This is a genomic window from Pseudonocardia benzenivorans CB1190 (genome assembly GCF_000196675.2).
Taxonomy (GTDB): domain Bacteria; phylum Actinomycetota; class Actinomycetes; order Mycobacteriales; family Pseudonocardiaceae; genus Pseudonocardia; species Pseudonocardia benzenivorans.
Map to the genome: position 1 here is coordinate 4,828,633 of NC_015312.1, position 25,059 is coordinate 4,853,691.

Genomic DNA, 25,059 nt, shown 5'->3' on the forward strand with positions numbered 1-25,059 from the left:
CGCTGAGAGCCGGCGCGTCCGAAAAGGACGGTGCCGGACATCGGGGTACGAACGGGCCGAGACCGCGTCGGCGAGGCGCCGGTGCGACCGATCACGTCACATCCGCGGCGGCCGGGTCGGGCGGCGCGGTCCCCCGCTCGCGTGGATCAGCACGTCGGAGTACCCACCCTGAAATGTCCGGACAATTAACCGGACACTCCCAGGGGCCAGACGGTCTTTGGCCTCAGCCGTCCGGACATGGCACCCTGAACGCGTGAATGCGCTGACCCTGCGGCTCGTGGCCCGTCGCCACGTCGATCTGCAGCGTGTCACCAGCGCGATCTGTCGCGCGAGCTGAGCCCGCGCGCCGCCGTCCCACCACGGATCGATCACCGGCGCAGGGTGAGCCGCGCTCCGGTTGTCGTTCGCTGCCGCACGATTCCCGGGGGTCGGTGAGCCCTGCCCTCCTCCGGAGGCCCCGAATTGCCGCCCACCACCCCGCCCGCGAAGTCCCCTGCGCGCCCGAAGCGCGGTGAGGGCCAGTGGAAGCTCGGCCACCGTGAGCCGCTGAACCCGAACGAGCGCGTCAAGCGCGACGACGACGGGCTCAACGTTCGTGCGCGGATCGAGAACATCTACTCCAAGCAGGGGTTCGACGCGATCGACCCGTCCGACCTGCGCGGCCGGATGCGCTGGTGGGGTCTGTACACCCAGCGCAAGCCCGGGATCGACGGCGGCCGGACCGCGGCGCTCGAGCCCGAGGAGCTCGACGACCGCTACTTCATGCTCCGGGTCCGCATCGACGGCGGCGCCCTGACCACCGAGCAGCTGCGCGTCGTCGGCGAGATCTCCGAGCAGTACGCCCGCGACACCGCGGACGTCACCGACCGGCAGAACGTCCAGTACCACTGGATCGCCATCGAGGACATGCCGGCGATCTGGAAGCGGCTGGAGGGCGTCGGCCTGCTCACCACCGAGGCCTGCGGCGACACCCCGCGCGTCATCCTCGGGTCCCCCGTCGCCGGGATCTCCGCCGACGAGGTGCTCGACCCCGAGCCCGCGATCCGCACGATCCTCGACCGCTACATCGGCAGCCCCGAGTTCTCCAACCTGCCGCGCAAGTTCAAGACCGCCATCTCCTGGCAGCAGGACGTCGCGCACGAGGTCAACGACGTCTCGTTCATCGGCTCGGTGCACCCCGAGCACGGGCCGGGCTTCGACGTCTGGGTCGGCGGCGGGCTGTCGACGAACCCGAAGATCGCGCAGCGGCTGGGCGCCTGGGTCCCGCTCGACGAGGTCCCCGACGTGTGGGCCGGGATCATCTCCGTCTTCCGCGACTACGGCTACCGCCGGCTGCGCCACCGCGCCCGCATCAAGTTCCTGATCGCCGACTGGGGCGCCGCGGAGTTCCGCCGGGTCCTGGAGGAGGAGTACCTGGGCCGCCCGCTCGTCGACGGCCCGGCACCCGCGACCCCGGAGCGCCCGATCGACCACATCGGCGTCCACAAGCAGACCGACGGCCGCAACTACATCGGCGTGGCGCCGGCGTCCGGCCGGGTCTCGGGGACGACGCTGGTCGCGCTCGCCAAGGCGGCGGAGTCGGTCGGCTCGCGCCGGGTCCGGCTCACCCCGCAGCAGAAGATCGTCGTGCTCGACGTGCCCGACGAGAGCGTCGCGGCCCTCACCGAGGAGCTCGCGGGCCTCGGTCTGCAGGCCGATCCGTCGCCGTGGCGGCGAGCGACCATGGCCTGCACGGGCATCGAGTTCTGCAAGCTCGCGATCGTCGAGACCAAGGAGCGGGCGATCCGGCTGGTCGACGAGCTGGAGCAGCGCCTCGCCGACGTCCACCCGGACGTCCCGATCTCGATCCACCTCAACGGCTGCCCCAACTCCTGCGCGCGCACCCAGGTCGCCGACATCGGGCTCAAGGGCCAGATCGTCACCGACGCCGACGGCAACCAGGTCGAGGGCTTCCAGGTGCACCTGGGCGGCGGGCTGGGTCTCGACGCCGGGTTCGGCCGCAAGCTGCGCGGCCTCAAGGTCACCAGCGCCGAGCTGGGCGACTACGTCGACCGGATCGTGCGCAACTACGTCGCGCAGCGCACCGAGGGCGAGCGGTTCGCACAGTGGGTGCTGCGCGCCGACGAGGACGCCCTCACGTGACCGAGCTCGCGCTCGGCACGGCGGGTCCGCGGACGCGGCGGACGAACGCAGGCGAGGAGGTCGCGTGAGCGCGCCGACGAGGGCAGTGCCGTTCTACTGCCCGTACTGCGGCGAGGAGGACCTCCGCCCCGCCGAACAGACCGAGAAGGTGCCGCACGGCGCGTGGTACTGCGCCGACTGCCTGCGCACCTTCACCGTGAAGATGATCGGGATCGGAGTGCCCGAGGTGACCAAGCGATGAGCGTCGCGACGGAGACCGACCTGCGCGCGCTGGCCGAGCGCGGGGCCGACGAGCTCGGTCCCGACGCCACCGCCGAGCAGGTGCTCGCCTGGGCGGCGGAGACGTTCGGCGACCGGCTGGTCGTCGCGTCCAACATGCAGGACGCGGTACTGGTCGACCTGGCCGCCAGGGCCAGGCCGGGCGTGGAGATCCTGTTCCTGGAGACCGGCTACCACTTCGCCGAGACGATCGGCACCCGCGACGCCGTCGAACACGTCTACGACGTGCGGATCGTCAACGCGACGGCGGCGCAGACGGTCGCCGAGCAGGACGCCGAGTGGGGTAAGGACCTGTTCGCGCGCGACCCCAACCAGTGCTGCGCGCTGCGCAAGGTCGCGCCCCTGCAGTCCACCCTCGCCCGTTACGACGCCTGGGTCACCGGTGTCCGCCGCGTCGAGGCGCCGACCAGGGCCGCCACCCCCCTCGTCACCTACGACGAGAAGTTCGGCCTGGTCAAGGTCAACCCGATCGCGGCCTGGAGCGACGACGACATGGAGGCCTACATCGCCGAGCACGGAGTCCTGGTGAACCCGCTGGTCGGTGAGGGGTACCCGTCCATCGGCTGCGCGCCGTGCACGGCCAGGCCGCTGCCGGGTGCCGACCCGCGCTCGGGGCGCTGGGCGGGCACCGGCAAGATCGAGTGCGGGCTGCACGTCCAGTGAGCGCCTCCGTGAGCATCCCGACGGTCGACGCGCTCGACGCGCTGGAGTCCGAGTCGATCCACGTCTTCCGCGAGGTCGCGGGCGAGTTCGACCGGCCCGTGATCCTCTTCTCCGGCGGCAAGGACTCGACGCTGCTGGTGCACCTCGCGGTGAAGGCGTTCGCGCCGGCACCGGTGCCGTTCCCGCTGCTGCACGTCGACACCGGGCACAACTATCCGGAGGTCATCGAGTTCCGCGACGCGCTCGTCGCGAAGCTCGGGCTGCGGCTCGAGGTCGCGCACGTCCAGGACTGGATCGACGACGGGCGCCTCGTCGAGCGCGCCGACGGCACCCGCAACCCGCTGCAGACGGTTCCGTTGCTGGACTCGATCGTCGAGAAGAAGTTCGACGCCGTGTTCGGCGGCGGCCGCCGCGACGAGGAGCGGGCGCGCGCCAAGGAGCGCGTCATGAGCCTGCGCGACGCGTTCGGCCGCTGGGACCCGCGCAAGCAGCGTCCGGAGCTGTGGAACCTCTACAACGGCCGGCACGCGCCGGGCGAGCACGTCCGCGTCTTCCCGATCTCCAACTGGACCGAGCTCGACGTCTGGCGCTACATCCAGCGCGAGGGGATCGAGCTGCCGTCCATCTACTACGCGCACCAGCGCGAGGTGTTCCGCCGCGACGGGATGTGGCTGGCCGAGGGCCCGTGGGGCGGGCCGCGGGGCGACGAGACGCTCGAGCGGCGGACCGTCCGCTACCGGACGGTCGGCGACGGTTCCTGCACCGGCGCCGTCGAGTCCACGGCGACGACGCTCGACGAGGTGATCGCCGAGGTCACCGCGTCGCGGCTGACCGAGCGCGGCGCCACCCGTGCCGACGACCGGCTGTCCGAGGCAGCGATGGAGGACCGCAAGCGTGAGGGGTACTTCTGATGGGTGAGAACACCCGCGACCTGCTGCGGTTCGCGACCGCCGGATCCGTCGACGACGGCAAGTCCACCCTGGTGGGCCGGCTGCTCTACGACACCAAGTCGGTGCTGGCCGACCAGATCGAGGCCGTGCAGCGCGCCTCGGTCGACAAGGGCCTGACGACGCCCGACCTGTCCCTGCTGGTCGACGGCCTGCGCGCCGAGCGCGAGCAGGGCATCACGATCGACGTCGCCTACCGCTACTTCGGCACCCCGACCCGCGAGTTCGTCCTCGCCGACACCCCGGGCCACGTGCAGTACACCCGCAACACGGTGACCGGCGCGTCGACGGCCGAGCTCGCGGTGCTGCTGGTCGACGCGCGCAACGGCGTCGTCGAGCAGACCCGCCGGCACGCCGCCGTGCTCGCCCTGCTGCGGGTCCCGCGGCTCGTCCTGGCCATCAACAAGATCGACCTCGTCGACTACGACCAGGCGGTCCTGGAGGCCATCGCCAAGGACTTCGCCGGGCTCGCCCGGTCGCTGGGCTTCGCCGACGACGCCGTCGTCACGATCCCGGTGTCGGCGCTGGTCGGCGACAACGTCGTCGAGCGCAGCCCGCACACCCCCTGGTACGAGGGCCCGACGCTGCTCGGCCACCTGGAGTCGGTGCCCGTCACCGGCCCGGAGGCCGACGCACCGTTCCGGCTCCCCGTGCAGTACGTGATCCGTCCCCGTACCGCTGGTGATGCGCGCTCCGCTGACGCTTCGCGCTGGGGGGACCTGCACGACTACCGCGGCTACGCCGGCCAGGTCGCCTCCGGCACGGTCCGGCCCGGCGACGAGGTCGTCGTGCTGCCGGGTGGGCACCGGACCACCGTCGCATCGGTCGAGACGGCCGACGGACCGCTGGCGGCCGCGGCCGCCGGGCGCAGCGTCACCATCCTGCTCACCGACGACATCGACCTGTCGCGCGGCGACGTCATCGCCGCCGCCGACGCGCCGCCGCGGGTCACCGACGAACTGGACGCGACGCTGTGCTGGCTCGCCGAGAAGCCACTGCGTCCCGGCGCCCGGCTACTGCTCAAGCACGGCACCCGCACGACGCAGGTGATCGTCGGCGACCTGCGTGACCGGCTCGACACCGACACGTTCGCCCTCGAGCAGCCCGCCGAGCTGGCCATCAACGACATCGGCCGGGTCGCGTTGCGCACCGCCGACCCGCTGCCGGTCGACGACTACGCCGACATCCGCGCCACCGGCGGGTTCCTGCTCATCGACCCACCCACGGGCAACACCCTCGCCGCCGGGCTCGTCGGCGACCCACTCGTCCTGGTCGACCTGCCCAGCCGGGCGCCGTCGACCCCCGGACCGTAGTCCCCGCTCTTCCCATCCCCCGAAAGGAAGTCCCGTCCGATGCGCCTGCGTTCCAGAGTTCCCATCGCCGTCCTCGCCGCCCTCGCCGCGGTGGGGGTGCTGGCGTCCTGTTCGCGGGCCTCGGACTCCGAGTCCAGCGGCTCCGGGTCGGCGGCCGCCACGTCGCCGGCCGCGGAGCTGCGCCTCGGATACTTCCCGAACATCACCCACGCGCCGGCGCTGATCGGCGTCGACAAGGGCTACTTCGCGCAGGAGCTCGGCTCCACGAAGCTGACGACGCAGACGTTCAACGCGGGTCCCGACGAGGTCAACGCCCTGCTCGGCGGCTCGCTCGACGTGGCGTTCATCGGGTCCAGCCCGGCGATCAACGCGTTCGCCAAGTCCAACGGCGAGGCCGTCCGGCTGATCGCGGGCGCCGCGTCGGGGGGCGCGCAGCTCGTCGTCTCCAAGGACATCACCAGCCCCGAGCAGCTCAAGGGCAAGACGATCGCGACGCCGCAGCTGGGCAACACCCAGGACGTGTCGCTGAAGAAGTGGCTCAAGGCCAACAACCTCGAGATCGCCACGGCGCCCGACCCGAACAAGGTCGTCGTCCAGAACCTGGACAACCCGCGCACGCTCGACCTGTTCAAGTCCGGCCAGATCGCGGGCGGCTGGCTGCCCGAGCCCTGGAGCTCCCGGCTCGTCGACGCGGGCGCCTCGGTGCTCGTCGACGAGCGCACGCTGTGGCCGAACGGCCAGTTCCCGACGACCGTCGTGATCGTCCGCACCGCCTTCCTGCAGCAGCACCCCGACGCCGTCGAGGCGCTGCTGCGCGGTGAGCAGAAGGCCATCGACTTCATCGCGAGCGATCCGGCCGGCGCGAAGACCGCGGCGAACAACGCGATCAAGCAGCTCTCCGGCTCGGCGCTGGCACCGAACATCGTCGACCGGGCCTTCACGGAGCTGTCCTTCGGCCTCGATCCCCTCGCCGCGACGTTCCCACAGCTGTCCAAGGACAGCGTGACCGCGGGCGCGACGCAGAAGGAGACCGACCTGCACGGCTTCCTCGACGTCACGGCGGTGAACGCGGTGCTGAAGGCCGCGGGCAAGCCCCCGGTCGACGCCGCGGGCCTCGACAGGCCGAAGAGCTCCTGACCCTCGGGGGCGGCTCCCCACCGGGAGCCGCCCCCACCCCAGACGAGAAGGGTGACGGCCCGATGACCACCACCACGACCGGGACCGAGACCACCGCGACCCGTACGCCGGCCGCCCCCGGGCAGCCGGAGGCGGTGCGGCTCGAGGGTGTCGGCAAGACGTTCGGCAGCGGCTCCGACGCGGTGACCGCGCTGCAGAACGTCGACCTGGCCGTCGCGCCGGGCGAGTTCGTGTGCCTGCTCGGCGCGTCGGGCTGTGGCAAGTCGACGCTGCTCAACCTGGTCGCCGGGCTCGACGAGCCCACAGCGGGCACGCTGACCAGGCCGGCCGGCTCCCCCTCGTTCATGTTCCAGGAGGCCGCGCTCCTGCCGTGGCTGACCGCGGGCCGCAACGTGGAGCTGCCGCTGCAGCTCTCGGGGCTGTCCCGGTCGGCGCGGCGGGCGCGCGCCGCCGAGCTGCTCACGCTGGTCCGGCTGGACGGCCTGGCCGACAAGCGTCCGCACGAGCTCTCCGGCGGCATGCGCCAGCGCGTCTCGCTGGCCCGTGCGCTCGCCGCCGCGACGGGGCCCGACGGCACCGGGGGCGGGGTCCTGCTGATGGACGAGCCCTTCGCCGCGCTCGACGCCATCACCCGCGACGCCCTGCAGGGTGAACTGCTGCGGGTGTGGCGGGCCACCGGCACCACGATCGTCTTCGTCACCCACGACGTCCGCGAGGCGGTCCGGCTGGCCCAGCGCGTCGTGCTGCTGTCGTCGCGGCCCGGCACCGTCGTCGGCGAGTGGGCGGTCGGCGACGACCGCGACCGGCTCCACGACGAGATCACCGGGCGGCTGCGCCAGGTCATCGCGAGCCATGCAGCCTGAGACCGCACCGCGCCCGGCCGGCGCACCGCTCGCCGACGACGAGTCCGCCGCCGAGCTCGCCGGGCTCGACGCCCTCGACACGCCCACCGTCCGCCGGGTGCCGTGGTGGCGCCGGTTCCTGAGGACCGGGGTGCCGCCCATCGTCGCGTTCGCGCTGTTCATCGGCGTGTGGCAGGTGATCTGGGCGTCGGCGATCGTGCCCGAGTTCAAGATCCCCGCGCCGCTGGCGGTGTGGGACTCGTTCGCCACCGTCGTCGGCGACGGGCAGGTCCTGTCGATCCTCTGGACCTCGATCAGCCGGGCGTTCGTGGGCTTCGCCATGGCGCTGGTCATCGCCGTGCCGCTCGGCCTGCTCGTGGCCCGCGTCCGCGTCGTGCGCGCGGCGATCGGCCCGCTGCTGTCGGGCCTGCAGAGCCTGCCGTCGGTCGCCTGGGTCCCCGCCGCGGTGCTCTGGTTCGGGCTGACCGACTCCACGATCTACTTCGTCGTGCTCGCCGGGTCGATCCCCTCGATCGCCAACGGCCTGGTGTCCGGCATCGACCAGATCCCGCCGATCTTCCCGCGTGTCGGCAAGGTCATCGGCGCGAGCGGGCTGGCCACCGCGCGGCACATCCTGCTGCCCGCGGCCCTGCCCGGCTTCCTGGCCGGCTGCAAGCAGGGCTGGGCGTTCTCCTGGCGGTCGCTGATGGCCGCCGAGATCATCGCGGCCGGACCGCTGCTGGGCATCGGCCTGGGCGCCTTCCTCAAGGAAGGCAGCGACTTCAACGACATGCCGAAGGTCATCGCCGCGATCTTCCTGATCCTCGTCGTGGGCATCGGGATCGAGCTGCTGATCTTCCGGCCGATCGAGCGTCGCGTGCTGCGCGTGCGCGGGCTCGCGGCCGGTGTCTGAGCCCGCGCTCGTCGCCGTCGCACACGGCAGCCGCGACGGCCGCTCGGCGGCGACGATGCACCGCCTCGTGCGCGAGGCCGCCGCCCAGGCGCCGGGACTGGACGTCCGGCTGTCGTTCCTCGATTTCAACGCCCCCCGGCTGCCCGACGTGCTGCACGCCGTCGCCGCCGACGGGCACCGGCGCGCCGTGGTCGTGCCGCTGCTGCTGGGCACCGCGTTCCACGCCCGGGTCGACGTCCCCGCCGCCGTGGAGGCCGCCTCGACGCGGCTGCCACGCCTCGACGTCGCCGTCTCCCCGGTGCTGGGCGCCGAGCCCGCCGCACTGCTCGCCGCCGCGCGGGCGCGCCTGGCCGCCGCCGTCACCGCCGCCGACGCCCCGCGGACCGGTGTCGTCCTCGCCGCCGCCGGATCGAGCCACGCCGCCGCGAACGACGCCGTCAGCGCCCTCGCCGCCGGGCTGCCGCGGGCGTCGGCCGCGTTCGCCACCTCGGCGGGACCGACCGTCCCCGAGGCGATCTCCCGGCTCCGCGACGGCGGGGCGCGGCGGATCGCCGTCCTGCCGTGGTTCCTCGCCCCGGGCCGGTTGCTCGACCGCGTCCGGGACCAGGCTCTCGCCGCCGACCCGACGGCCGTCGTCGCCGAGCCGCTGGGCGACCACCCTCTCGTGGCCGCAACCCTGCTCGCCCGCCACGGCGTCACGATCCACGCAAGTGTTACACCCTCCGCATTCGTCGACGCGGGCTGACAAATCACGTTGCGCCGTTCGGCGCATTTCCACGGATCCGTTTGCGCGCGCGATTCCGACGAACAGTCGCGGGACGAAACGGACGGTCTCACGGAGCGCATTCGGCCGACTCGGATCGGTGGTGGAGAGGGCGCCCGCGCGGAAAAGTTTCGTGGTGCCACGTCATTCCGACGCCGCCCGCACGTCCCCGAACGGACGCCAACCCGTGCGGCGTCCACTCGTTCGGCGCAACAGGCGGCGGTCCGTGGCGAACCATGATCACTGCATGCCGAAGACGGTGTGGAGCAGCGTGAACGCCGCCGCGGACGGCACCGGCGGAGGGCGCCACGGGGGCCGTCGGTGCCACCACACCATGGGTCGGGGAGACGTTGGCCACCGACCGGGTGACCTGTTCGGGGGGTTGCGACGGGCAGGTGAATGTGTGTGTCGACTGAAACGTGGCTGTGCGGAATACGAAAGAGTGTGCAGCGGCGCCAATCGCGCGCTGCACGAGTTCGAAAGGAAGTGCCAATGTCTGTTCGTCGTTCGCACAAGCCGGCGCCCCCGAAGCCGACCTGTGGGCTGCCGAAGCCGCCGTCGCACCACGACGACGACCACCACCACGGACACCACCACGGCCGTCGTCACCACCACCACGACGACCCGTGCGCCCGCAAGTCGAAGCGCCAGCACCACCGCGACCACTGCGGCCGCTGATCTCTCGCCCCAGCAGAGACCAGCACGCCTGACTCAGCCTGGCTGAGTAGCGGTTCCGGCGGCCCCGCGCGAAGCCCCAGCGGCGCGGGGCCGTCGGCATGAACGGAGTTCGTCGATGTCCACCACCGCCGCCGGGGGACGCCCGTCCCCGCCGCGCCGGGCTTCGGAGATCCCGGACCACGAGCACGAGCACGAGCACGACCACGAGCACCGGGACCACACGCACGGCGCCCGCGACCGGCCCGACACCCGCGACCGCGACCGCGACGACGACCCGCACCGCGAGCCGTACGACGGCGAGGACGACGACGGCGAGGACGACGGTCCGTACGAGCGCAGCACGATCGCGGACGTCCGCGAGGCCGCCAAGGTCCCGATCCGGCACATCTTCCGCCGGTTCTGGCCCGACACCAAGCCGTTCCGCGGGCGGATGCTGCTCAGCCTGGCACTGGTCGGCGTCGGGCCCGCGCTGGGCACCGTCAACATCTACCTGTTCAAGATCCTCGTCGACGACGTCCTCACCCCCCACGACTTCCGGCTCTTCCCGCTCATCGCGGGCGCCTTCCTCGCGATCACCGTCATCGGTGGGCTGATCAACTTCGCCGACGAGTACATGACGGCGTGGGTCGGCGAGAAGTTCGTGATGGCCGTGCGGCAACGGGTGTTCGACCACCTGCACCGGCTCTCGTCCGGCTACTTCGAGACCCGCCAGCTCGGCGACCTGCTCTCCCGGCTGACCGGCGACGTCTCCTCGATCGAGCAGCTCATGCTGACCGGCGTCAACATGGCGCTGACCTACAGCTTCCAGATCGTCTTCTACGCGGGCGCCATGTTCGTCCTGAACTGGCAGCTCGCGCTCGCGGCACTCGTCGCCGCGCCCTTCTTCCTGCTCGTCGCGCGGGTGTTCGCGAAACGGATCCAGTCGGCCGCGCGTGAGAGCCGCCGCCGGGCCGGCTCCATCAGCGCGGTGGCCGAGGAGAGCTTCGGCAACGTCGCGCTCGTCCAGGCCTACGACCGCGCCGCCGACGAGGGCCGCCGCTTCCGCGACCAGAACCTCGGCAACTTCCGCGCCCAGATGCGCGCCATCAAGATCGAGGGGATGTTCTCCCCGATCAGCGCGCTGGTCGAGTCGATCGGGACGCTCGTCGTCATCGGCATCGGCGTCTGGGAGCTCTCGCAGAACCGGATCACCCTCGGCGGCCTGCTCGTCTTCCTCGCCTACATCACCCAGCTCTACGGCCCGGTCCAGGGCTTCGCAGGGCTCACCAACTCGATCTTCGCCGCGAGCGCCAGCGCCGAGCGCATCATCGAGGTCCTCGACGAGAAGCCGCTCGTCGAGGACCCGGCCGAGCCGGTCCGGATCGGCCGGGCGACCGGCAGGATCGCTCTCCAGGGCGTGAGCTTCGCCTACCCGGGCACCGACCGGCAGGTGCTCAGCCACCTCGACCTGACCATCGCGCCGGGGCGCAAGGTCGCGGTCGTCGGCGCGAGCGGCGCGGGCAAGTCGACGCTGACCAAGCTGCTCATGCGCACCTACGACCCGGACCAGGGCACGGTCAGCCTCGACGGCGTCGACATCCGCCGGCTACGGCTGGCCGACCTGCGCCGCAACATCACCGTAGTGCTGCAGGAGACGCTCGTCTTCGACGGCTCGATCGCCGACAACATCCGGTGGGGCCGCCCGGACGCGACCGACGAGGACGTCGCCACCGCCGCGGCCGCCGCCGACGCCCACGACTTCATCACCCGGCTGCCCGACGGCTACGACACCCGCATCGGCCAGCGCGGCCGGATGCTGTCGGGCGGGCAGCGCCAGCGCATCGCGATCGCGCGGGCGATGATCCGCGACGCGCCCGTCCTGCTGCTCGACGAGCCGACCACCGGCCTGGACGCCGAGTCCAGCCGCCGTGTGCTGGAGCCGTTGCGCCGGTTGATGACCGGCCGCACAACGGTGATCATCTCCCACAACCTGGTCACCGTGACCGATGCCGACGAGATCCTCTTCGTCGAGCACGGCGAGATCACCGCACGCGGTACGCACGAGGAACTGCTGGACCGCAGCGAGGGCTACGCCCATCTGTACGAGCTGCACCATCCCGAGGCGGCGCAGAGCGGACTGGGACAGGGCGGAGCGGGACAGGGCGGAGCGGGACAGGGCGCGGGGCGGGGCGCCGCGGGACCGGGCACTGCGCGACCGGGCACTGCGCGACCGGGCACTGCGCGACCGGGCACCGCGCGACCGGGCACCGCGCGACCGGGCACCGCGCGACCGGCCACTGCAGGACCGGGCACTGCAGGACCGGGCACCGCGGGGCGGGGCGCGACGGTCGCGCCCGAGTCGCCCTTGCCGGCGATCGCGGCGCCCGTGCCGGCGATCGGGGCGCCCGTCCCCGCGGCCGCCGCGTCCGTATCGGCGATCGCGGCGGCCGAGGAGACGGTGCTGGTCCCGATCCGGCCCGCCGCGCGGCCCGGCACCCCCACCGATCCCGTGCCGGTCCCCTTCGTCCGGCCCCGCCCGGTGGCCGAGCCGGCACCGGCCGCGGGGCGGCGGTTCGTCGCCCTCCCGCTCGCGGCCCGTACGACAGGGCCGGGCGCGCCGCAGCCGCTCGACCACGACCGCGGACAGTCGGCCCCCCGGCTCCTCCCGGCCGAGCGTTCGGCGGTGTTCGCCGCCGCGGCGTCCGGCGCGCCGCGCCCCCGGCCCTCCCACGTCGAGGACACCTCGCTGCTCTCGCCCGACGGCCGGCCCCGCAGCGGTGGCGCCGGGAACGGCGAGAACCCGGCCGAGGCGACCCGGGCCGTCACGTCACGGTCGCGCACGCCCGGTCCACGCTCCGCCGGGGTCGACGCCGGCGATCGCCGGGGCGAGGAGCCCGGGTTCCCGGTGGGCGACGGCCGCCGCGCGCCCGCCGCCGGCGCCGTGCCGAACGAGACGCGCCCCGGCGCCCCGCGTTCGGTCCGCAGCGACGGGCCCGGCCACCGCGGCCGGTCGGCCGAGAACAACGGGCACAACGGGTTCGCCCCGGACGGGCGCCCCGCGCCACCTCCGCGGGGACCGCTCGGAGCCGGTGGGCAGGTGGGCCACCGCGGCGGGTCACGCCGTCCGGGCGACACCCGGCACGACGGCGCCGCCCACGACGGTCCCGTCCCCGACGGGCGTCCCGCGAGCCGCCCCGGCGCCCCGGCGCCCGACCGCAGCGCACGCCGCGTCAACGGCCACGACCACGGCGTTCGCAGCGACAACGGCACCGCTCCGGACCGCCGCGACGGACGCGACCCCGCCCACGACGACAGCGCCGCACGCCGCATCAACGGCCACCCCCGTGGGTTCCGCAGCGACAACGGCACCGGCCCCGACCGCCCCTCGCCGCGTCGCGACGGCCGACCCGACCGCGCCGCGCACGTCGACGACCGCACTCCGGGCGAAGCTCGGCGGTACGACCGCACCGGCGCCGACCGGCGAGCCGGCGACCAGCGGTCCGGTCGCAGCCGGCGCGCCCACGACGGTCACCGGGCCGACGACGTCGACCGGCCGGGGCCGCGCCCCACCGGCGTCGGGTTCGGCGAGCCGCGGCGTGGCCCCGCGGACCAGGCGCGACCCACCGGTCTTCGCGCCGACCGTGCAGGCCGCCCCGCCGACGACGCGCCCGCACGCACCGACCGCCCCGCGGCCACCGGCGACGACCGCGCCGGCGACTGCCCGGTTGGCACCGCCCGTCCCGACCGGGGCCGGTTCGACGCCGGCCGCACCGACGACCGCCCGGGCGGCGGCACCGCGGTCGCTGCCCGACGCGTCGACCGCGACGGGGGCCAGGACCGCCCGGGCGTCGCCCACGCCGACCGGGGCCGACACGACGCCGCCCGCGTCGACGACCGCCCGGGCGACGGCACCGGGTTCGCCGCCCTCCGCGACGGCGGCCGGAGCCACGACCGCCCGATCGACCCCGGTCGCGTCGACGACCGCCCGATCGACCCCATCCGCGTCGACGGCCGCCCGGCCGGCGACGGCCGGGGAGCCGGCCCCGTCGCCGCCAACCCCGTCGCCGCCAACCCCGTCAACGGCACCCGGACCAACGGCACCCGGCTCGACGCCGACCGAGCCGACGGCGGCCGAGCACACGACGACCAAGCACACGGCGACCGAGCACACGGCGACCGAGCACACGGCGACCGGGTCAACGGCCGTCCGGTCGGTGGCCTGCAGGCACGAGGACGCGGGACCGCCGACCGCCCGGTCGACAGCCGGCACCCGGACGACCACGAGGTCGGCGCCGGGACGGGTCGGGACGCGCGCCCGACGCGGCACCGCGCCAGGACGACGGCGGACCCCGCGGACCACCTCACCCGCAGCCGGCATGCCGAGGAGAGCGGCGATCACGCCCGTCCGCCACGCCACACCCGGCCGGACCCGGAGCGGGCAGGCACGCCCGCGCGACGCCGCCGGGCTGCGGACGCCCCGTCGCGGACCGGGCGGCCCCGCCCGCGCCCCCGCGACGAGCGGGCCGACGAGCAGGACCCGGAGACGACGGCGTTCCCCGCCACGGGCGCGCGCCGACCGTCGTCGAACCACCCCGGCACGTCCGAGGGGCGCCGTGCCCGGCACTCCGACGACGGGCCGCGGCGCGGACGATCCCGGGGTCGCGGCGAGGGTGCCGACCGCCCGCGTCGTCCCGATCCCGGCCGGCACGTGGTGCCCGACCTCGACGAGCCGACACGCGCGCTGCCCCTCGTGCACCTGACCCAGGCGTTCGAGAAGCTCACCGTGCCCGACCCGCGGGTCCCCGAGGACGACGCCGATCTCGACCCGGAGACGACGACCTTCCGCGCGATCCCTCGCCCCCGGCGACGGTCGCTGCTCACCGGCGAGCTCCCCAAGGTCCCGCCGGCGCCGCGCCGCCGCCGCTGACCTCGGGCGTGCCTGCGGGACGGCCGGCCCGTCGTCGGGCACCGGGCCGACGGGCATCTCGACATCGCGAGTGGCGTCAGGCCGCCGCGGCCTCCTCGACCGGCAGGCTGCGCAGGATCGCGCGGGCGACGGCGTCGTTGTAGCGCAGGCTCTGTGCGTTCATCCCTGGCCGGGTGAACGCACCCGCGACCTTCACCTGGGTGTGCGGCCCGACGGCGAACCGGCGCGGGTGGGCGGCGCCGGTCGCGTCGACGACCGCACCGTCGGCGGCCCGGACCTCGATGAGCCCGGTGTTGCGCAGGACCGTGCCGTCGGCGGCGCGCAGGACGTGTTCGACGACGTCGCCGGACCGCAGCAGCGACGCCAGCAGCGGGTCGGTGCTGCGGGAGGCGCTCGGGTCGGGGAGCCGGGCGTCGACGAGGATCGTCGAGGTGACGGTATCGGGTGTGGCGGCGCTGCCGGCCCGGAAGACCGCGCTCCCCGGCCCTGCGTCACCCTCCTCGGGGCCGACCTGCTCGACCCACATCCCGGGCCCGAGGAACCGGACGAGCCCGGCGTCGGCGAGCGCGAGGATCTGGCGCACCCGGAAGCCGGGCGGGCCGCTGGCGACGCCGTTGAAGAACCCCTGCCACCAGGAGACGTCGCGGGCCTGCGACTCCGGCGTCAAGGCGCTCTCGCCCTGCAGCCGGGTGAGCTCCCCGTAGATCGACAGCATGGCGACGAAGGCGCCGAGGTGCGGCGTGTGCCGGGGATCGACGTGCTGGCGCAGGTCCTCAGCGATCCGTGCGACGACCAGCGGCTGCAGGCTGTCGAGGTCGGGCGCGGTGACGCCGTCGAGCGGGCGGTCGAGCGCGTCGAGGTCGAGACGGTCGAGCGGGTCGGGGGCGAGCTCGGCGAGGAAGGTGTCCATCTGCGGGGTGGCCCAGTCGAGCGCGTCGAACCGGGCGGTGAACGCGTCGAGGTCGAGGGTGACGCGGTCGGGGTGCCCGGCGACGAGCTCGTGGTACCACCCCCACGCGATCTCCTTGGCGATCAGCGGCCACAACGTCGCCCGCAGGTCGACGGGCCCGGTCGCGGTGTGCACGCCGATCTGGTCGGGGCCGAAGTAGCGCGGCAGTGGCGGCCGACCCGCACGCAGCGCGTAGTGCGTCTTCGAGTGGTAGGGCGCGCCGCGGGGGCTTCCCGCCACGAGCACGGGCTCTTGCCCCGACGCGATGTAGCGCAGCCCACCGACGGCGTCGTCGTCGGCCACGAACCGGCCGCCGCGGCCCTCGAAGAGCAGCACGACGAGGTCGACGAACGCCAGTCCCAGGCCGCGGACCAGCACCGTCTCCCCCGGTTGGACGACCGACAGGTCGGTGTCGGTCGTCTGTTCCGGCGGCAGGTACCGCAGCCCGGCGTCGACGGCGCGGGCGAGGAGGGCGCGCTCGTCGTCGGTGGGGACGGCGTCGAGGTGCCCGGAGGCGAGCACGACCGAGTCGGCGCGGATCGGGACGTCCTCGCCCTCGACGGTCAGCCACTGGTCGTCGCCGGTCTCGGTCAGCCTCGTCGCGCGGCCGGTGTGGACGTGGACGCGCACCCGCGACGGCAACGAGGCGACGACGTCGCGCAGCACCCAGCCGAGGTAGCGGCTCTGCAGCCGACGGCTCGGGAACGTGGCGGCGTCGACGGACTCCAGCTCGGCCCACAGCGCCGGGCCGTAGGCGTCGGCGGTCTCCGTCGGCAGCTCACCGGCGCGGACCCGCTGCACCCACTCCCACAGCGACGGCCCGGGCACGATCGGCCCGGCGCACACGACAGAGTCGTCGGTGTACATCGTGACGTCGGCGGCCATCGAGTTCATCGCCAGCAGCGGCGACTGCGCGTGCCGCCAGATGCGGCCCGCACCCGGCGGGAAGGGGTCGACGAGGTGGACGTCGAGCTCGCCGTCGCCGAACAGCTCGGGCAGGCTCGCGGCGAGGCGCTCCAGGATGCCGGCGCCGCGTGGCCCGGCGCCGACGATCGCGATCGAGGAGGGACGACGGGGCATGACGGTCCTTGCGGCCGGGGACGGGTGGGCGGGGGGCGCGTCAGCCCGTCAACGCCGCGCTGGTCCGGCAGAAGTCGACGTGGCGGCGGCGGGCCAGCAGCGTCACGGGCATGCGGGGGCCCCGGCGCGCGTCGTTCCGGTCACCGGACATCGTCTTCGAGGGTAGGCGTCGCGACCGGGGTGCGCACCGTCGTCGGTACCGCGAGATCGTCACACCGGGCACGCGGTTGACCGGGCGCGGCCGCGATGCTGCAGTGGAGGGGTGACTCCCGGCCCGGGGACGGCACTGGTGACGCGCCGGCACGTCGACTTCGGTCGCGTGTGGTCGGCGGCCTGTCGACGGTCCCGCTGACAGCCCCCCTGCCCGTCCCCGACCATCCAGGAGCACACCCATGCCCGTCGAGTTCCTCGGCATCGGCGCCACCAACGACGGGACCGAGACCCACGCCCGGTCCGGCCCCGCCTTCGACAAGGACTTCACCCTCGCGCTCGCCCGCGCCCACGAGGAGAGCGGCTGGGACCGCGTCCTCACGGCGTACTCGTCGGGCAGCCCCGACCCCGCGCAGGCCGCCGCCTACATCGCCGACCACACCGAGCGGCTGCAGCTGCTGCTCGCCCACCGGCCCAACGTCTCGGCGCCCACGTTCGCCGCGAAGACCGTCGCGACCCTCGACCAGATCAGTGACGGCCGGCTCACCCTGCACGTGATCACCGGTGGCAACGACCACGAGCAGCAGCGGGAGGGCGACACCCTGCCCAAGGACCGCCGCTACGACCGCACCCGCGAGGCGATCCAGATCCTCAAGCTCGCATGGACGTCGCGAGAGCCGTTCGACTACCACGGCGAGCACTACGACATCGCCGACTTCGTCCTCGACGTCGAGCCCGCGCAGAAGCCCCGGCCGCGGATCAGCTTCGGGGGGTCGTCGCAGGCGGCGTACCGGGTGGGCGCGGAGGAGGCCGACATCTACGCGCTGTGGGGCGAGCCGCTCGCGGGCACCGCCGAGCAGATCGCGACGATCACCGCGCTCGCGCGGGCCGCCGGCCGGCCTGCGCCGACGTTCCAGGTGGCGTTCCGGCCGATCCTGGGCCGCACCGAGGAGGAGGCCTGGGAGAAGGCGTACGCCACGGTCGCGCGGATCCGGGAGCGCACCGCGGGCGGGACGACACCGCTCACGCGCCGGCACTCGCTCACCGCCCCGGAGAACGCGGGCTCGCAGCGGCTGCTCGCCGCGGCCGGGTCGGGCGAACGTCACGACCGGGCACTGTGGACGGTCACCGCCGCGGCCACGGGCGGCGCGGGCAACTCGACGGCGCTCGTCGGCACGCCAGAGACGGTCGCCGCCGCCCTGCTCGACTACTACGACCTCGGCGTCCGGATCCTCTCCGCGCGCGGGTACGACCTGCTCGAGGACGCCCGCGAGTTCGGCCGCGAGGTGATCCCGCTCGTCCGCGCCGAGGTCGCCCGGCGCGACGCCGCCGCGGCCTGACCCGGCGCCGCTCGCGCGGCGGCCGTAACGGCCGGGCGGGCGCGGGCGATTCCACGAGCCGACGGGCGGTCGCTGGGGCGTCGCCCGTCGCCGGGTCCGGGCCGGGCGACCGGCCCGGACCTCGGGCGGACCAACCGTAACGGTGTGGTCGTTCCCGGCGAGTGCACTGCTGCCAGCACTCCCGGCGCCGGGAGAACGCACGCTCCGCCGCCGCGGGACTCCGCACGCGATCGGAGGAGCGTCTCGTCATGAGCACCGCCAACGTCACTCGTCCCGGCAGCGTCACCGTGGTCGTCGTCCTGACATGGATCTCGGCGGTCCTGCAGATCCTCATCGGCGTCATGCTGCTGGTCGTCGCGGCCGCCGTCGCCCCGGACGTCGACCTCACCGTCGGGCGCGGAACCGTGGTCGCGATCGGGATCCTCGTGCTGCTCGTCGGCATCGTCACCGCGGCGGTCGCCTCGCGGCTGGGCAAGGGCGGCAACGGCGCCCGGATCCTGGTGTCGGTGCTGGAGGTGCTGCAGGTGGCGGGCGCGCTCGCGACCCTGTTCACCTACGGGCGCACCGGCCCCGGTTCCGGCGCGATCGGCACCATCGCCATCGCGGTGCTGATCCTGGTCCTGCTGTGGAACCGGCGGGCCGACGCGTTCTTCACCCGCTGACCGTCGCACCTCGTGGTCAGCCGCGCGGGACCAGCTCGACGCTGCCCTGCAGGACGGTCGCGCCGTCCGAGCGGGTCGAGCGGAAGCCGATCACGTGCCCGGCCGGGTCCGGCCGTGGGTCGGTGCGGTGCACGGTGACGGTCTCGCCGGGCACGACCATGCCCGTGAACCGCGTCGCGAGACGGCCGACGGTCCACCGCCCGAGGTCCTGGTCGTCGAGGACCGCGGTGACCGCCCGGGCCATGGTCTCGGTGCCGTGCACCACGATGTCCGGGAGCCCCGACGCGTGGGCGAGCCGGATGTCGGTGTGGATGGGGTTCCAGATCGTCGAGCACTCGGTGTCGACGGTCGGGCCCTCGCGGGTCACGCCGTCGTCGCGGTGCGGCCGCAGCTCGCCCGCTCCTCGGTCCTCGGTCCTCGGTCCTCGGGGCGCAGGGCCAGACCCGGACCGGCGGCCGGCCCGGGGCCCTGCCCGTCGATCGTCACGCCCGGGTACACGCAGGTGTAGTACGTCGTGACGGCGTAGCGGCCCGACGGGAGGCCGCTGCGAGGTGCCGGGTGTCGTCCCGGGGGGTGCTGGTCACCGGTCGCCTCCTCGGCTGTGTCGCGTCGTCGTCGGCCCGATCGGGTCGTCGGCCCGATCGGGATGCCTCACGGTCAGGGCAGGACCGCCTGCGTCTGGGTGACCCGGGCGACCAGCCGATCCCGCGGGTCGCGCAGCTCGGTGTCGACGACGATCGTCGTGCGTCCGCGGTGCAGCGGCCGCGCGACGGCCTCGACGTAGCCCTCGACCACCGGGCGCAGGAAGTTCGTCGCCGAGGAGATCGTCGCCGTGCCCGTCGCGCCGTCCGGCAGGTTGAGGAACGCCACCCAGCCGCCCGCGGTGTCGGCCAACGCCATCAGCGCGCCGCCGTGGAGCACCCCGGCCGTGGTCGTGCGGGTGGGATGCCAGTCCAGGCGCAGCCGCACCTCGTCCGGTCCCGCCGCGACGGCGGTGGCGCCGATCAGTGCCGCGAAGGGCATGGCGGAGTGGAGGAACGCGTTCGGGTCGTCGGCAGGGTCCTCGGTGACGTCGGCCATCCCCGCAGCCTGCCACGGGTGATCGTGACGTGTGTCCGGGCGTGGGACCGGCGCGCACGGCGTCGGCTACGGTCCGGCCATGACCCCTCCCGACGCCGACGCCGCCCCCTCGGAGCTCGTCCACCTCGACGTCACCGCGGGCGTCGCGACGATCACGCTCGACTCCCCCGGCAACCGCAACGCGCTGTCCGCCCAGCTGCGCCGCGAGCTGCTCGATCGGCTGGAGCGCGCGATCGCCGACGAGACCGCGCGGGTGATCGTGCTGTCGCACACCGGGTCCGTCTTCTGCTCGGGCATGGATCTCAAGGAGACCCGCGGCGCGGGCGCCGACCAGCAGGGGATCAACGAGGTCCCGGCGATCCTCGAGACGGTGTGGAGCTCGCCGAAGCCGGTCGTCGCCCGGGTCGGCGGGGCCGCGCGGGCGGGCGGCGTCGGCCTCGTCGCCGCCGCCGACATCGCGGTCGCCGTCGACCGGGCGACGTTCGCGTTCACCGAGGTCCGGCTCGGGCTGGTGCCGGCCGTCATCTCGGTGACGGTCCTGCCGCGGCTGCTCCCCCGCGCGGCGCACGAGCTGTTCCTCACCGCGGAGGTGTTCGACGCACCGCGCGCCGCGGCGATCGGGTTGATCAACGCGTCCGTCCCGGCCGACGAGCTCGACGCGGCCGTCGACCGTTACGTGGCCGCGCTGAAGCTGGGCGCGCCGGCGGCGCTGGCCGGAACCAAGGAGATGCTGCGCGCCGAGCGGCCGTCGTCGATGCGCGAGGACTTCGCGCAGATGCAGGAGCTGTCGGCGTCGTACTTCGCCGGTCCCGACGGCCAGGAGGGGATGCGGGCCTTCGCCGAGAAGCGCAGCCCCTCCTGGGTCGTGCCGGACTGACCTAGCACCTAGCCGCGGGTCCAGCCAGGGTCGCGGCCGCTGGCACCGACCGCCCGCTCGAACGCGGGCGCGTCGGGACGGACCGGCACCTCGGCGCCGAACCAGCCGCCCTCGCGGCCCATCGGCGCGACCGCGAGGATCCCCTCCAGTACCGCCTCGCCCAGCGCCGCGGGGACGTCGAGGTCGCGCCCGGTCGCGGCGGCGACGTCCCAGGCATGGACGGCGAACTCGGAGGTCATCATCTGGCCGATCACGGCCGCGGGCATCGGCGATCCACCCATGTGCGAGTCGCCGTCCCACACCCCGGGCTCGGCCCACGCCCTGGCCGTGGCCTCGCCCTCCTCGGCGCAGCGGGCAGCCCACTCGGACTCCGGCACGCCGATGAGGAACGGCGCGCCGTCCTCGATCTTCCAGCTCTCGTCCCACGGTTCGCGGGTCGCCGAGCGCTGGGCGAGGACGAGCCCGAAGGCGATGTGGTTGACGACCTCGCGCACGGTGAACTCGGCGCACGGCGACGGGTCGCCGTATCGCTCGACGGGTGTCCCACCGATGACCGAGACCGCGAGGTCGATGCTCTGGCGCATGTGGTCTGTGTGGTCCATGACGACCATGCTGCTCGGGCACCGGCCCGCGGTCTTGTAGGAACGCGACACCTCGCCGCGGCGCCTACCCTGGACGTCGTGACCGCCGTTCCCGCCGCGCCCGCGGTGTCGCACGATCCCACCGCGGCCCTGGAACTGCTGCTGGGGCGCCCGCTCGTCGCCCTCACCGGCGCGGGTCTGTCGACCGACTCCGGCATCCCCGACTACCGCGGGCCGAACTCGCCCGCACGCGCCCCGATGACCTTCGGCGAGTTCCGCTCGGGGCCCGCCGCCCGCCGCCGCTACTGGGCCCGCAGCCACGTCGGCTGGTCGCGGATGCGCCATGCCGTGCCCAACGCCGGACACCACGCGCTGGCCGCCCTGGAGGACGCCGGGGTGCTGCGGTCGGTGATCACCCAGAACGTCGACGGGCTGCACGGTGCCGCCGGCAGCCGCGACGTCGTCGACCTGCACGGACGGATCGACGAGGTGGTCTGCCTCGACTGCCGCGCCGTCACCGCCCGCGACGTGCTGCAGGCCAGGCTGGCCGCGCTCAACCCGGGCTTCGCCGAGGCCGCGGTCGCCGCGGAGGCCGCCCCGGACGGCGACGCGGTGCTCGACGACACCGACGGCTTCGTCGTCGCCGACTGCGCGGCGTGCGGTGGTGTGCTCAAGCCGCACGTGGTGTTCTTCGGCGAGAACGTCCCGCGCGAGCGGGTCGAGCGCTCCTACGGGCTGGTCGAAGGACTTGCCGCCTGCGGGGGTGCGCTGCTCGTCGCCGGGTCGTCGTTGACCGTGATGTCCGGACTGCGGTTCGTCAAACGCGCCCGCGCGCTCGACGTCCCGGTCGTGATCGTCAACCGCGGCGCGACGCGCGGCGACCCGCTCGCGACGCTGCGGGTCGACGCCGGGTGCTCCGAGACCCTCGTCGCGCTGGCCGCGGCCTGAGCCCGCCGCCGGGGCGGGTCAGGTCCGGCCGGTCAGCACGATCCGCAGCGGGCGCTCGCCGTGCGAGGTCGCGACCGCCGCGTCGGCCAGCACGTCCAGCAGCCGCTCGTGCCCGTCGGCGTCGGTGGCCGCGAGCGTCGCCGGGTCGTCCCACACGAGCACGACCTCGCCCGGCGGCAGCCAGGACAGGTCGGTGAGGACGTCGCGCAGCGCGTCGAGGTTGTGCCCGAACCAGTCGGGCACGTCGAGCTGCGCCGCGACCGCCGCGTAGAAGCCGCTCCGGTCGGCGGGCCCGTCGACTTCGACCACCCGTGCGCCGCAACGCCGGGCCGTGTCGGCGACCTGCCCCGCCTCGCGCGGGCTGCACTGGAGAACGCTCACGACTGCACCGTCATGTGGTCATCATCACTGAGCCGGGCCCGGTTCGCCAGAGCATCGCCCGGGTGGACCTGCCGTGTCCGTCCGGTGACGGTCCGGGTCCTGCTCGGCGCCGGTCCCTCAGCCGCCCGTCGCCGCCCCGTCGACGACGACGAAGCTCCCGTAGTGGTCGCCGGTGTAGTACAGCTCCTGGCCCGCACCCGTGACGAGCCGGCGCGCCCCGCGGTCGGTCTCGCCGGGCGTCGGGACGGTGAACTCGTGGTAGTAGCCGCGCGGTTCGGCGGGCAGCAACCTCTCGGCGTTGGCGAAGACGACGCCGTCGCGGTCGTAGCGGTAGGGACCGCCCGACCTGATCTGCGAGTACACGGTGGCGGCCTCGGGTGGCAGCGCGCACAGTGGCTGGACCGGCAGTTTCGACGCCGACGCGCCCGGGACCTGCGATGAGACGACCACGCAGCCCGTCGACGCGGAGCCCGGGTCCGCCGCGGGCGTCCCGCTGCGCCCGGTGACCAGTCCGACGGCGACCAGCCCGGCGAGCACGGCGAGGGCGACCAGCGCGACGCGCACCGATCCGCCGCGACGCGGCGAGGTCACCTCAGGGCTCGTCCGTCCGCGCCGGCAGCAGGTCGGCCGGGGCACCTGCCACCGGGTCCAGCAGCGGCTCCGGCGCCCGGCCGGGCCGGTTCGCGCGCGGCAGCGCGTCGTAGATCGTCTCGACGACGCCGGACACCCGGTCGACGAGGATCGCCAGGCCCGCGCACACCGGCAGCACGACGACCGCGGCCAGCACGACCTGCAGCGGGAAGGCCAGCTGGGTCACCCACAGCTCGACCGCGTCCCACCAGTCCGCCACCGCCCGCACACGTCACACGGTAGACCCGGGCCGTGTTGGCTAGGTTCTGGGCATGTTCGCCGTCTACGCCGCCGCGCCGAATGCCGACTCCCCCCTCGACTCGCTCACCGTCGGGGAGCGACCCGATCCGGAGGTGCCCGAGGGCTGGGTCGCGGTGAAGGTGGGGGCGGCGAGCCTGAACATGCACGACCTGTGGACGCTGCGAGGCGTCGGCATCAAGCCCGAGCAGTTCCCGATGATCCTGGGCTGCGACGGCGCCGGCACGCTCGAGGACGGCACGGACGTCGTCATCCACTCCGTGATCGGCGACCCGGCCTGGCGCGGCGACGAGACCCTCGACCCGCGGCGCACGCTGCTGACCGAGAAGTACCAGGGCACGATGGCCGACACGGTCGTCGTGCCCGCGCGCAACGCCGTGCCCCGCCCCACCGGGCTCTCCGCCGCGCAGGCCGCCGTCATGGGCACCGCGTGGCTGACGGCCTACCGGATGCTGTTCACCAAGTCCGGCCTGCAGCCGGGCCAAACGATGCTCGTGCAGGGCGCCTCCGGCGGCGTGTCGACGGCGCTGGTCCAGCTCGGCCGGGCCGCCGGCATGCGGGTCTGGGTCACCGGCCGCAGCGAGGAGAAGCGTGCGCTGGCCGAGAAGCTCGGCGCGCACGCGACGTTCGAGTCGGGCGCGCGGCTGCCCGAGCGGGTCGACGCGGTCTTCGAGAGCGTCGGCAAGGCGACGTGGGGGCACTCGATGCGCTCGGTGCGCCCGGGCGGCGCGATCATCTGCTGCGGCTCGACGAGCGGCCCCGACGCGAACGCCGATCTGCAGCGGCTGTTCTTCCTGCAGATCCGGGTCGAGGGCTCGACCATGGGCACCCGCGACGAGCTCGCGAACCTGCTGCAGTTCGTCGCGAACGCCGGGATCGACCCCGAGATCGGCCTCGAGCTGCCCATGAGCGAGGCGACCGAGGGCTTCCGCGCGATGCTCGAGGGCAATACAGCCGGCAAGATCGTGTTCACTCACTGACACCGAAAACGACCTTTTCCCGGCATCTTCCCAGCAAAGTGGCCGAGATAGCTCAATCGTCAAGTACAGTCGGTCACCGTGTCTGAGCCATTCAGTCGATCGGCGCCGGGGGCTGTCGCCGCCGCCCCGGCGCCGCGCGTACCCGGCCTGGTCGAGCTGCTCGACCGCGTTGACCGTGCCGTCGCCACGGCACTGGTCCCCGCGACCACGTCCGAGGGGGTCAGCCGCGACGGCTGGCGGGTCCTCCTGATGCTGGCCAGGGGAGGTGGCCGGAGCATGGGTGAGATCGCCGGCCACACCGCTCTGCCGGCCCCGACGGCGACCCGCGTCGTCGACCGGCTGGTCGCCTCAGGGCTGGCCTACCGCCGCCACGACCCCGTCGACCGGCGCCGCGTGCTCGTGCACCTGGCGGCCGAAGGGCGCGGCGTGGTCGAACGGGTGTGCGGGATGGTGGAACGCCGGATCGGCACCGCACTGGGCGCCCACCCCCGCGAACGCGCCCAGCTGGCCGACCTGCTGGCGCACCTGGCCGACACCTCGGCCTGAGGTCCGGACAGCCC

General features: G+C 74.1%; 25 protein-coding genes. 18 read left to right on the top strand and 7 right to left on the bottom strand.

Annotated features, from left to right (window positions below):
- Positions 1–253 precede the first annotated feature (253 nt).
- The 12 genes from PSED_RS35725 to PSED_RS22705 all read left to right on the top strand — a co-directional run bounded on the left by PSED_RS35725 (position 254) and on the right by PSED_RS22705 (position 14,583).
- Complete coding sequence (locus tag PSED_RS35725; RefSeq protein WP_379653349.1) at positions 254–337, top strand: putative leader peptide; 84 nt, start codon at positions 254–256, stop codon at positions 335–337.
- Between the two features lie 125 nt (positions 338–462).
- Positions 463–2,142 carry a nitrite/sulfite reductase gene (locus tag PSED_RS22655; protein WP_013676573.1) on the top strand — a complete coding sequence of 560 codons (1,680 nt, stop codon included), beginning with the start codon at positions 463–465 and terminating at the stop codon, positions 2,140–2,142.
- Positions 2,143–2,206: 64 nt separating this feature from the next.
- Positions 2,207–2,383 (top strand): hypothetical protein, encoded by a 177-nt coding sequence (locus tag PSED_RS22660; protein ID WP_013676574.1) that lies wholly within the window; start codon positions 2,207–2,209, stop codon positions 2,381–2,383.
- Positions 2,380–3,084: a phosphoadenylyl-sulfate reductase gene (locus tag PSED_RS22665; protein ID WP_013676575.1), complete on the top strand. Its 705-nt coding sequence runs from the start codon at positions 2,380–2,382 to the stop codon at positions 3,082–3,084. The genes PSED_RS22660 and PSED_RS22665 overlap by 4 nt, the downstream gene beginning before the upstream one ends.
- A gap of 8 nt (positions 3,085–3,092) precedes the next feature.
- Positions 3,093–3,995 carry a sulfate adenylyltransferase subunit CysD gene (cysD, locus tag PSED_RS22670; protein WP_013676576.1) on the top strand — a complete coding sequence of 301 codons (903 nt, stop codon included), beginning with the start codon at positions 3,093–3,095 and terminating at the stop codon, positions 3,993–3,995.
- The gene (locus tag PSED_RS22675) at positions 3,995–5,344 is read left to right on the top strand and encodes a sulfate adenylyltransferase subunit 1 (protein ID WP_013676577.1); all 1,350 of its coding nucleotides are present in this window, start codon (positions 3,995–3,997) and stop codon (positions 5,342–5,344) included. Before cysD ends, PSED_RS22675 begins: the two co-directional genes overlap by 1 nt.
- Before the next feature lie 39 nt (positions 5,345–5,383).
- Positions 5,384–6,481: an ABC transporter substrate-binding protein gene (locus PSED_RS22680; RefSeq protein WP_013676578.1), complete on the top strand. Its 1,098-nt coding sequence runs from the start codon at positions 5,384–5,386 to the stop codon at positions 6,479–6,481.
- 62 nt (positions 6,482–6,543) lie between these two features.
- Complete coding sequence (locus tag PSED_RS22685; RefSeq protein WP_013676579.1) at positions 6,544–7,344, top strand: ABC transporter ATP-binding protein; 801 nt, start codon at positions 6,544–6,546, stop codon at positions 7,342–7,344.
- Positions 7,334–8,236: an ABC transporter permease gene (locus PSED_RS22690; RefSeq protein WP_013676580.1), complete on the top strand. Its 903-nt coding sequence runs from the start codon at positions 7,334–7,336 to the stop codon at positions 8,234–8,236. Before PSED_RS22685 ends, PSED_RS22690 begins: the two co-directional genes overlap by 11 nt.
- Positions 8,229–8,981 (top strand): sirohydrochlorin chelatase, encoded by a 753-nt coding sequence (locus PSED_RS22695; protein ID WP_013676581.1) that lies wholly within the window; start codon positions 8,229–8,231, stop codon positions 8,979–8,981. The genes PSED_RS22690 and PSED_RS22695 overlap by 8 nt, the downstream gene beginning before the upstream one ends.
- Before the next feature lie 510 nt (positions 8,982–9,491).
- Complete coding sequence (locus PSED_RS22700; RefSeq protein ID WP_013676582.1) at positions 9,492–9,677, top strand: hypothetical protein; 186 nt, start codon at positions 9,492–9,494, stop codon at positions 9,675–9,677.
- A 115-nt stretch (positions 9,678–9,792) separates the two neighbouring features.
- The gene (locus tag PSED_RS22705) at positions 9,793–14,583 is read left to right on the top strand and encodes an ABC transporter transmembrane domain-containing protein (protein WP_013676583.1); all 4,791 of its coding nucleotides are present in this window, start codon (positions 9,793–9,795) and stop codon (positions 14,581–14,583) included.
- 76 nt (positions 14,584–14,659) lie between these two features.
- On the opposite strand, the gene PSED_RS22710 is transcribed toward PSED_RS22705, so the two are convergent.
- Complete coding sequence (locus PSED_RS22710; RefSeq protein WP_013676584.1) at positions 14,660–16,612, bottom strand: FAD/NAD(P)-binding protein; 1,953 nt, start codon at positions 16,610–16,612, stop codon at positions 14,660–14,662.
- A gap of 392 nt (positions 16,613–17,004) precedes the next feature.
- Between PSED_RS22710 and PSED_RS22715 the strand changes: the two genes are divergently transcribed.
- Both PSED_RS22715 and PSED_RS22720 read left to right on the top strand, forming a co-directional pair.
- Positions 17,005–18,102 carry an LLM class flavin-dependent oxidoreductase gene (locus PSED_RS22715; protein WP_013676585.1) on the top strand — a complete coding sequence of 366 codons (1,098 nt, stop codon included), beginning with the start codon at positions 17,005–17,007 and terminating at the stop codon, positions 18,100–18,102.
- 248 nt (positions 18,103–18,350) lie between these two features.
- Entirely contained in the window at positions 18,351–18,764 is a 414-nt protein-coding gene (locus PSED_RS22720; protein ID WP_013676586.1) for a hypothetical protein, read from the top strand.
- Between the two features lie 16 nt (positions 18,765–18,780).
- Here PSED_RS22720 and PSED_RS22725 read toward each other — a convergent pair whose 3' ends face one another.
- Together PSED_RS22725 and PSED_RS22730 are read right to left on the bottom strand one after the other, a co-directional pair.
- Positions 18,781–19,131, bottom strand: a complete 351-nt coding sequence (locus tag PSED_RS22725) for a MaoC/PaaZ C-terminal domain-containing protein (RefSeq protein ID WP_049803481.1) — start codon at positions 19,129–19,131, stop codon at positions 18,781–18,783.
- Positions 19,132–19,421: 290 nt separating this feature from the next.
- Entirely contained in the window at positions 19,422–19,844 is a 423-nt protein-coding gene (locus PSED_RS22730) for a PaaI family thioesterase (protein ID WP_013676587.1), read from the bottom strand.
- Between the two features lie 79 nt (positions 19,845–19,923).
- Between PSED_RS22730 and PSED_RS22735 the strand changes: the two genes are divergently transcribed.
- Entirely contained in the window at positions 19,924–20,721 is a 798-nt protein-coding gene (locus PSED_RS22735; protein WP_013676588.1) for an enoyl-CoA hydratase-related protein, read from the top strand.
- 8 nt (positions 20,722–20,729) lie between these two features.
- Here PSED_RS22735 and PSED_RS22740 read toward each other — a convergent pair whose 3' ends face one another.
- On the bottom strand, positions 20,730–21,323 hold the full coding sequence (locus PSED_RS22740; protein ID WP_013676589.1) for a TIGR03086 family metal-binding protein: 594 nt from the start codon (positions 21,321–21,323) through the stop codon (positions 20,730–20,732).
- A gap of 78 nt (positions 21,324–21,401) precedes the next feature.
- Between PSED_RS22740 and PSED_RS22745 the strand changes: the two genes are divergently transcribed.
- Positions 21,402–22,250: an NAD-dependent protein deacetylase gene (locus PSED_RS22745; protein ID WP_013676590.1), complete on the top strand. Its 849-nt coding sequence runs from the start codon at positions 21,402–21,404 to the stop codon at positions 22,248–22,250.
- Positions 22,251–22,268: 18 nt separating this feature from the next.
- Here the strand turns inward: PSED_RS22745 and PSED_RS22750 are convergent, their stop codons facing one another.
- The 3 genes from PSED_RS22750 to PSED_RS22760 all read right to left on the bottom strand — a co-directional run bounded on the left by PSED_RS22750 (position 22,269) and on the right by PSED_RS22760 (position 23,490).
- Entirely contained in the window at positions 22,269–22,631 is a 363-nt protein-coding gene (locus tag PSED_RS22750) for a barstar family protein (RefSeq protein ID WP_013676591.1), read from the bottom strand.
- A 117-nt stretch (positions 22,632–22,748) separates the two neighbouring features.
- Entirely contained in the window at positions 22,749–23,222 is a 474-nt protein-coding gene (locus PSED_RS22755) for a guanyl-specific ribonuclease (RefSeq protein WP_041759965.1), read from the bottom strand.
- Position 23,223: 1 nt separating this feature from the next.
- Positions 23,224–23,490: a hypothetical protein gene (locus PSED_RS22760; RefSeq protein ID WP_041759966.1), complete on the bottom strand. Its 267-nt coding sequence runs from the start codon at positions 23,488–23,490 to the stop codon at positions 23,224–23,226.
- A 43-nt stretch (positions 23,491–23,533) separates the two neighbouring features.
- Between PSED_RS22760 and PSED_RS22765 the strand changes: the two genes are divergently transcribed.
- Both PSED_RS22765 and PSED_RS22770 read left to right on the top strand, forming a co-directional pair.
- Positions 23,534–24,499, top strand: coding sequence for a zinc-binding dehydrogenase (locus tag PSED_RS22765; protein WP_013676594.1), 966 nt, complete (start codon positions 23,534–23,536; stop codon positions 24,497–24,499).
- A gap of 78 nt (positions 24,500–24,577) precedes the next feature.
- Positions 24,578–25,045 carry a MarR family winged helix-turn-helix transcriptional regulator gene (locus PSED_RS22770; protein WP_049803483.1) on the top strand — a complete coding sequence of 156 codons (468 nt, stop codon included), beginning with the start codon at positions 24,578–24,580 and terminating at the stop codon, positions 25,043–25,045.
- The last annotated feature ends 14 nt before the right edge of the window (positions 25,046–25,059 follow it).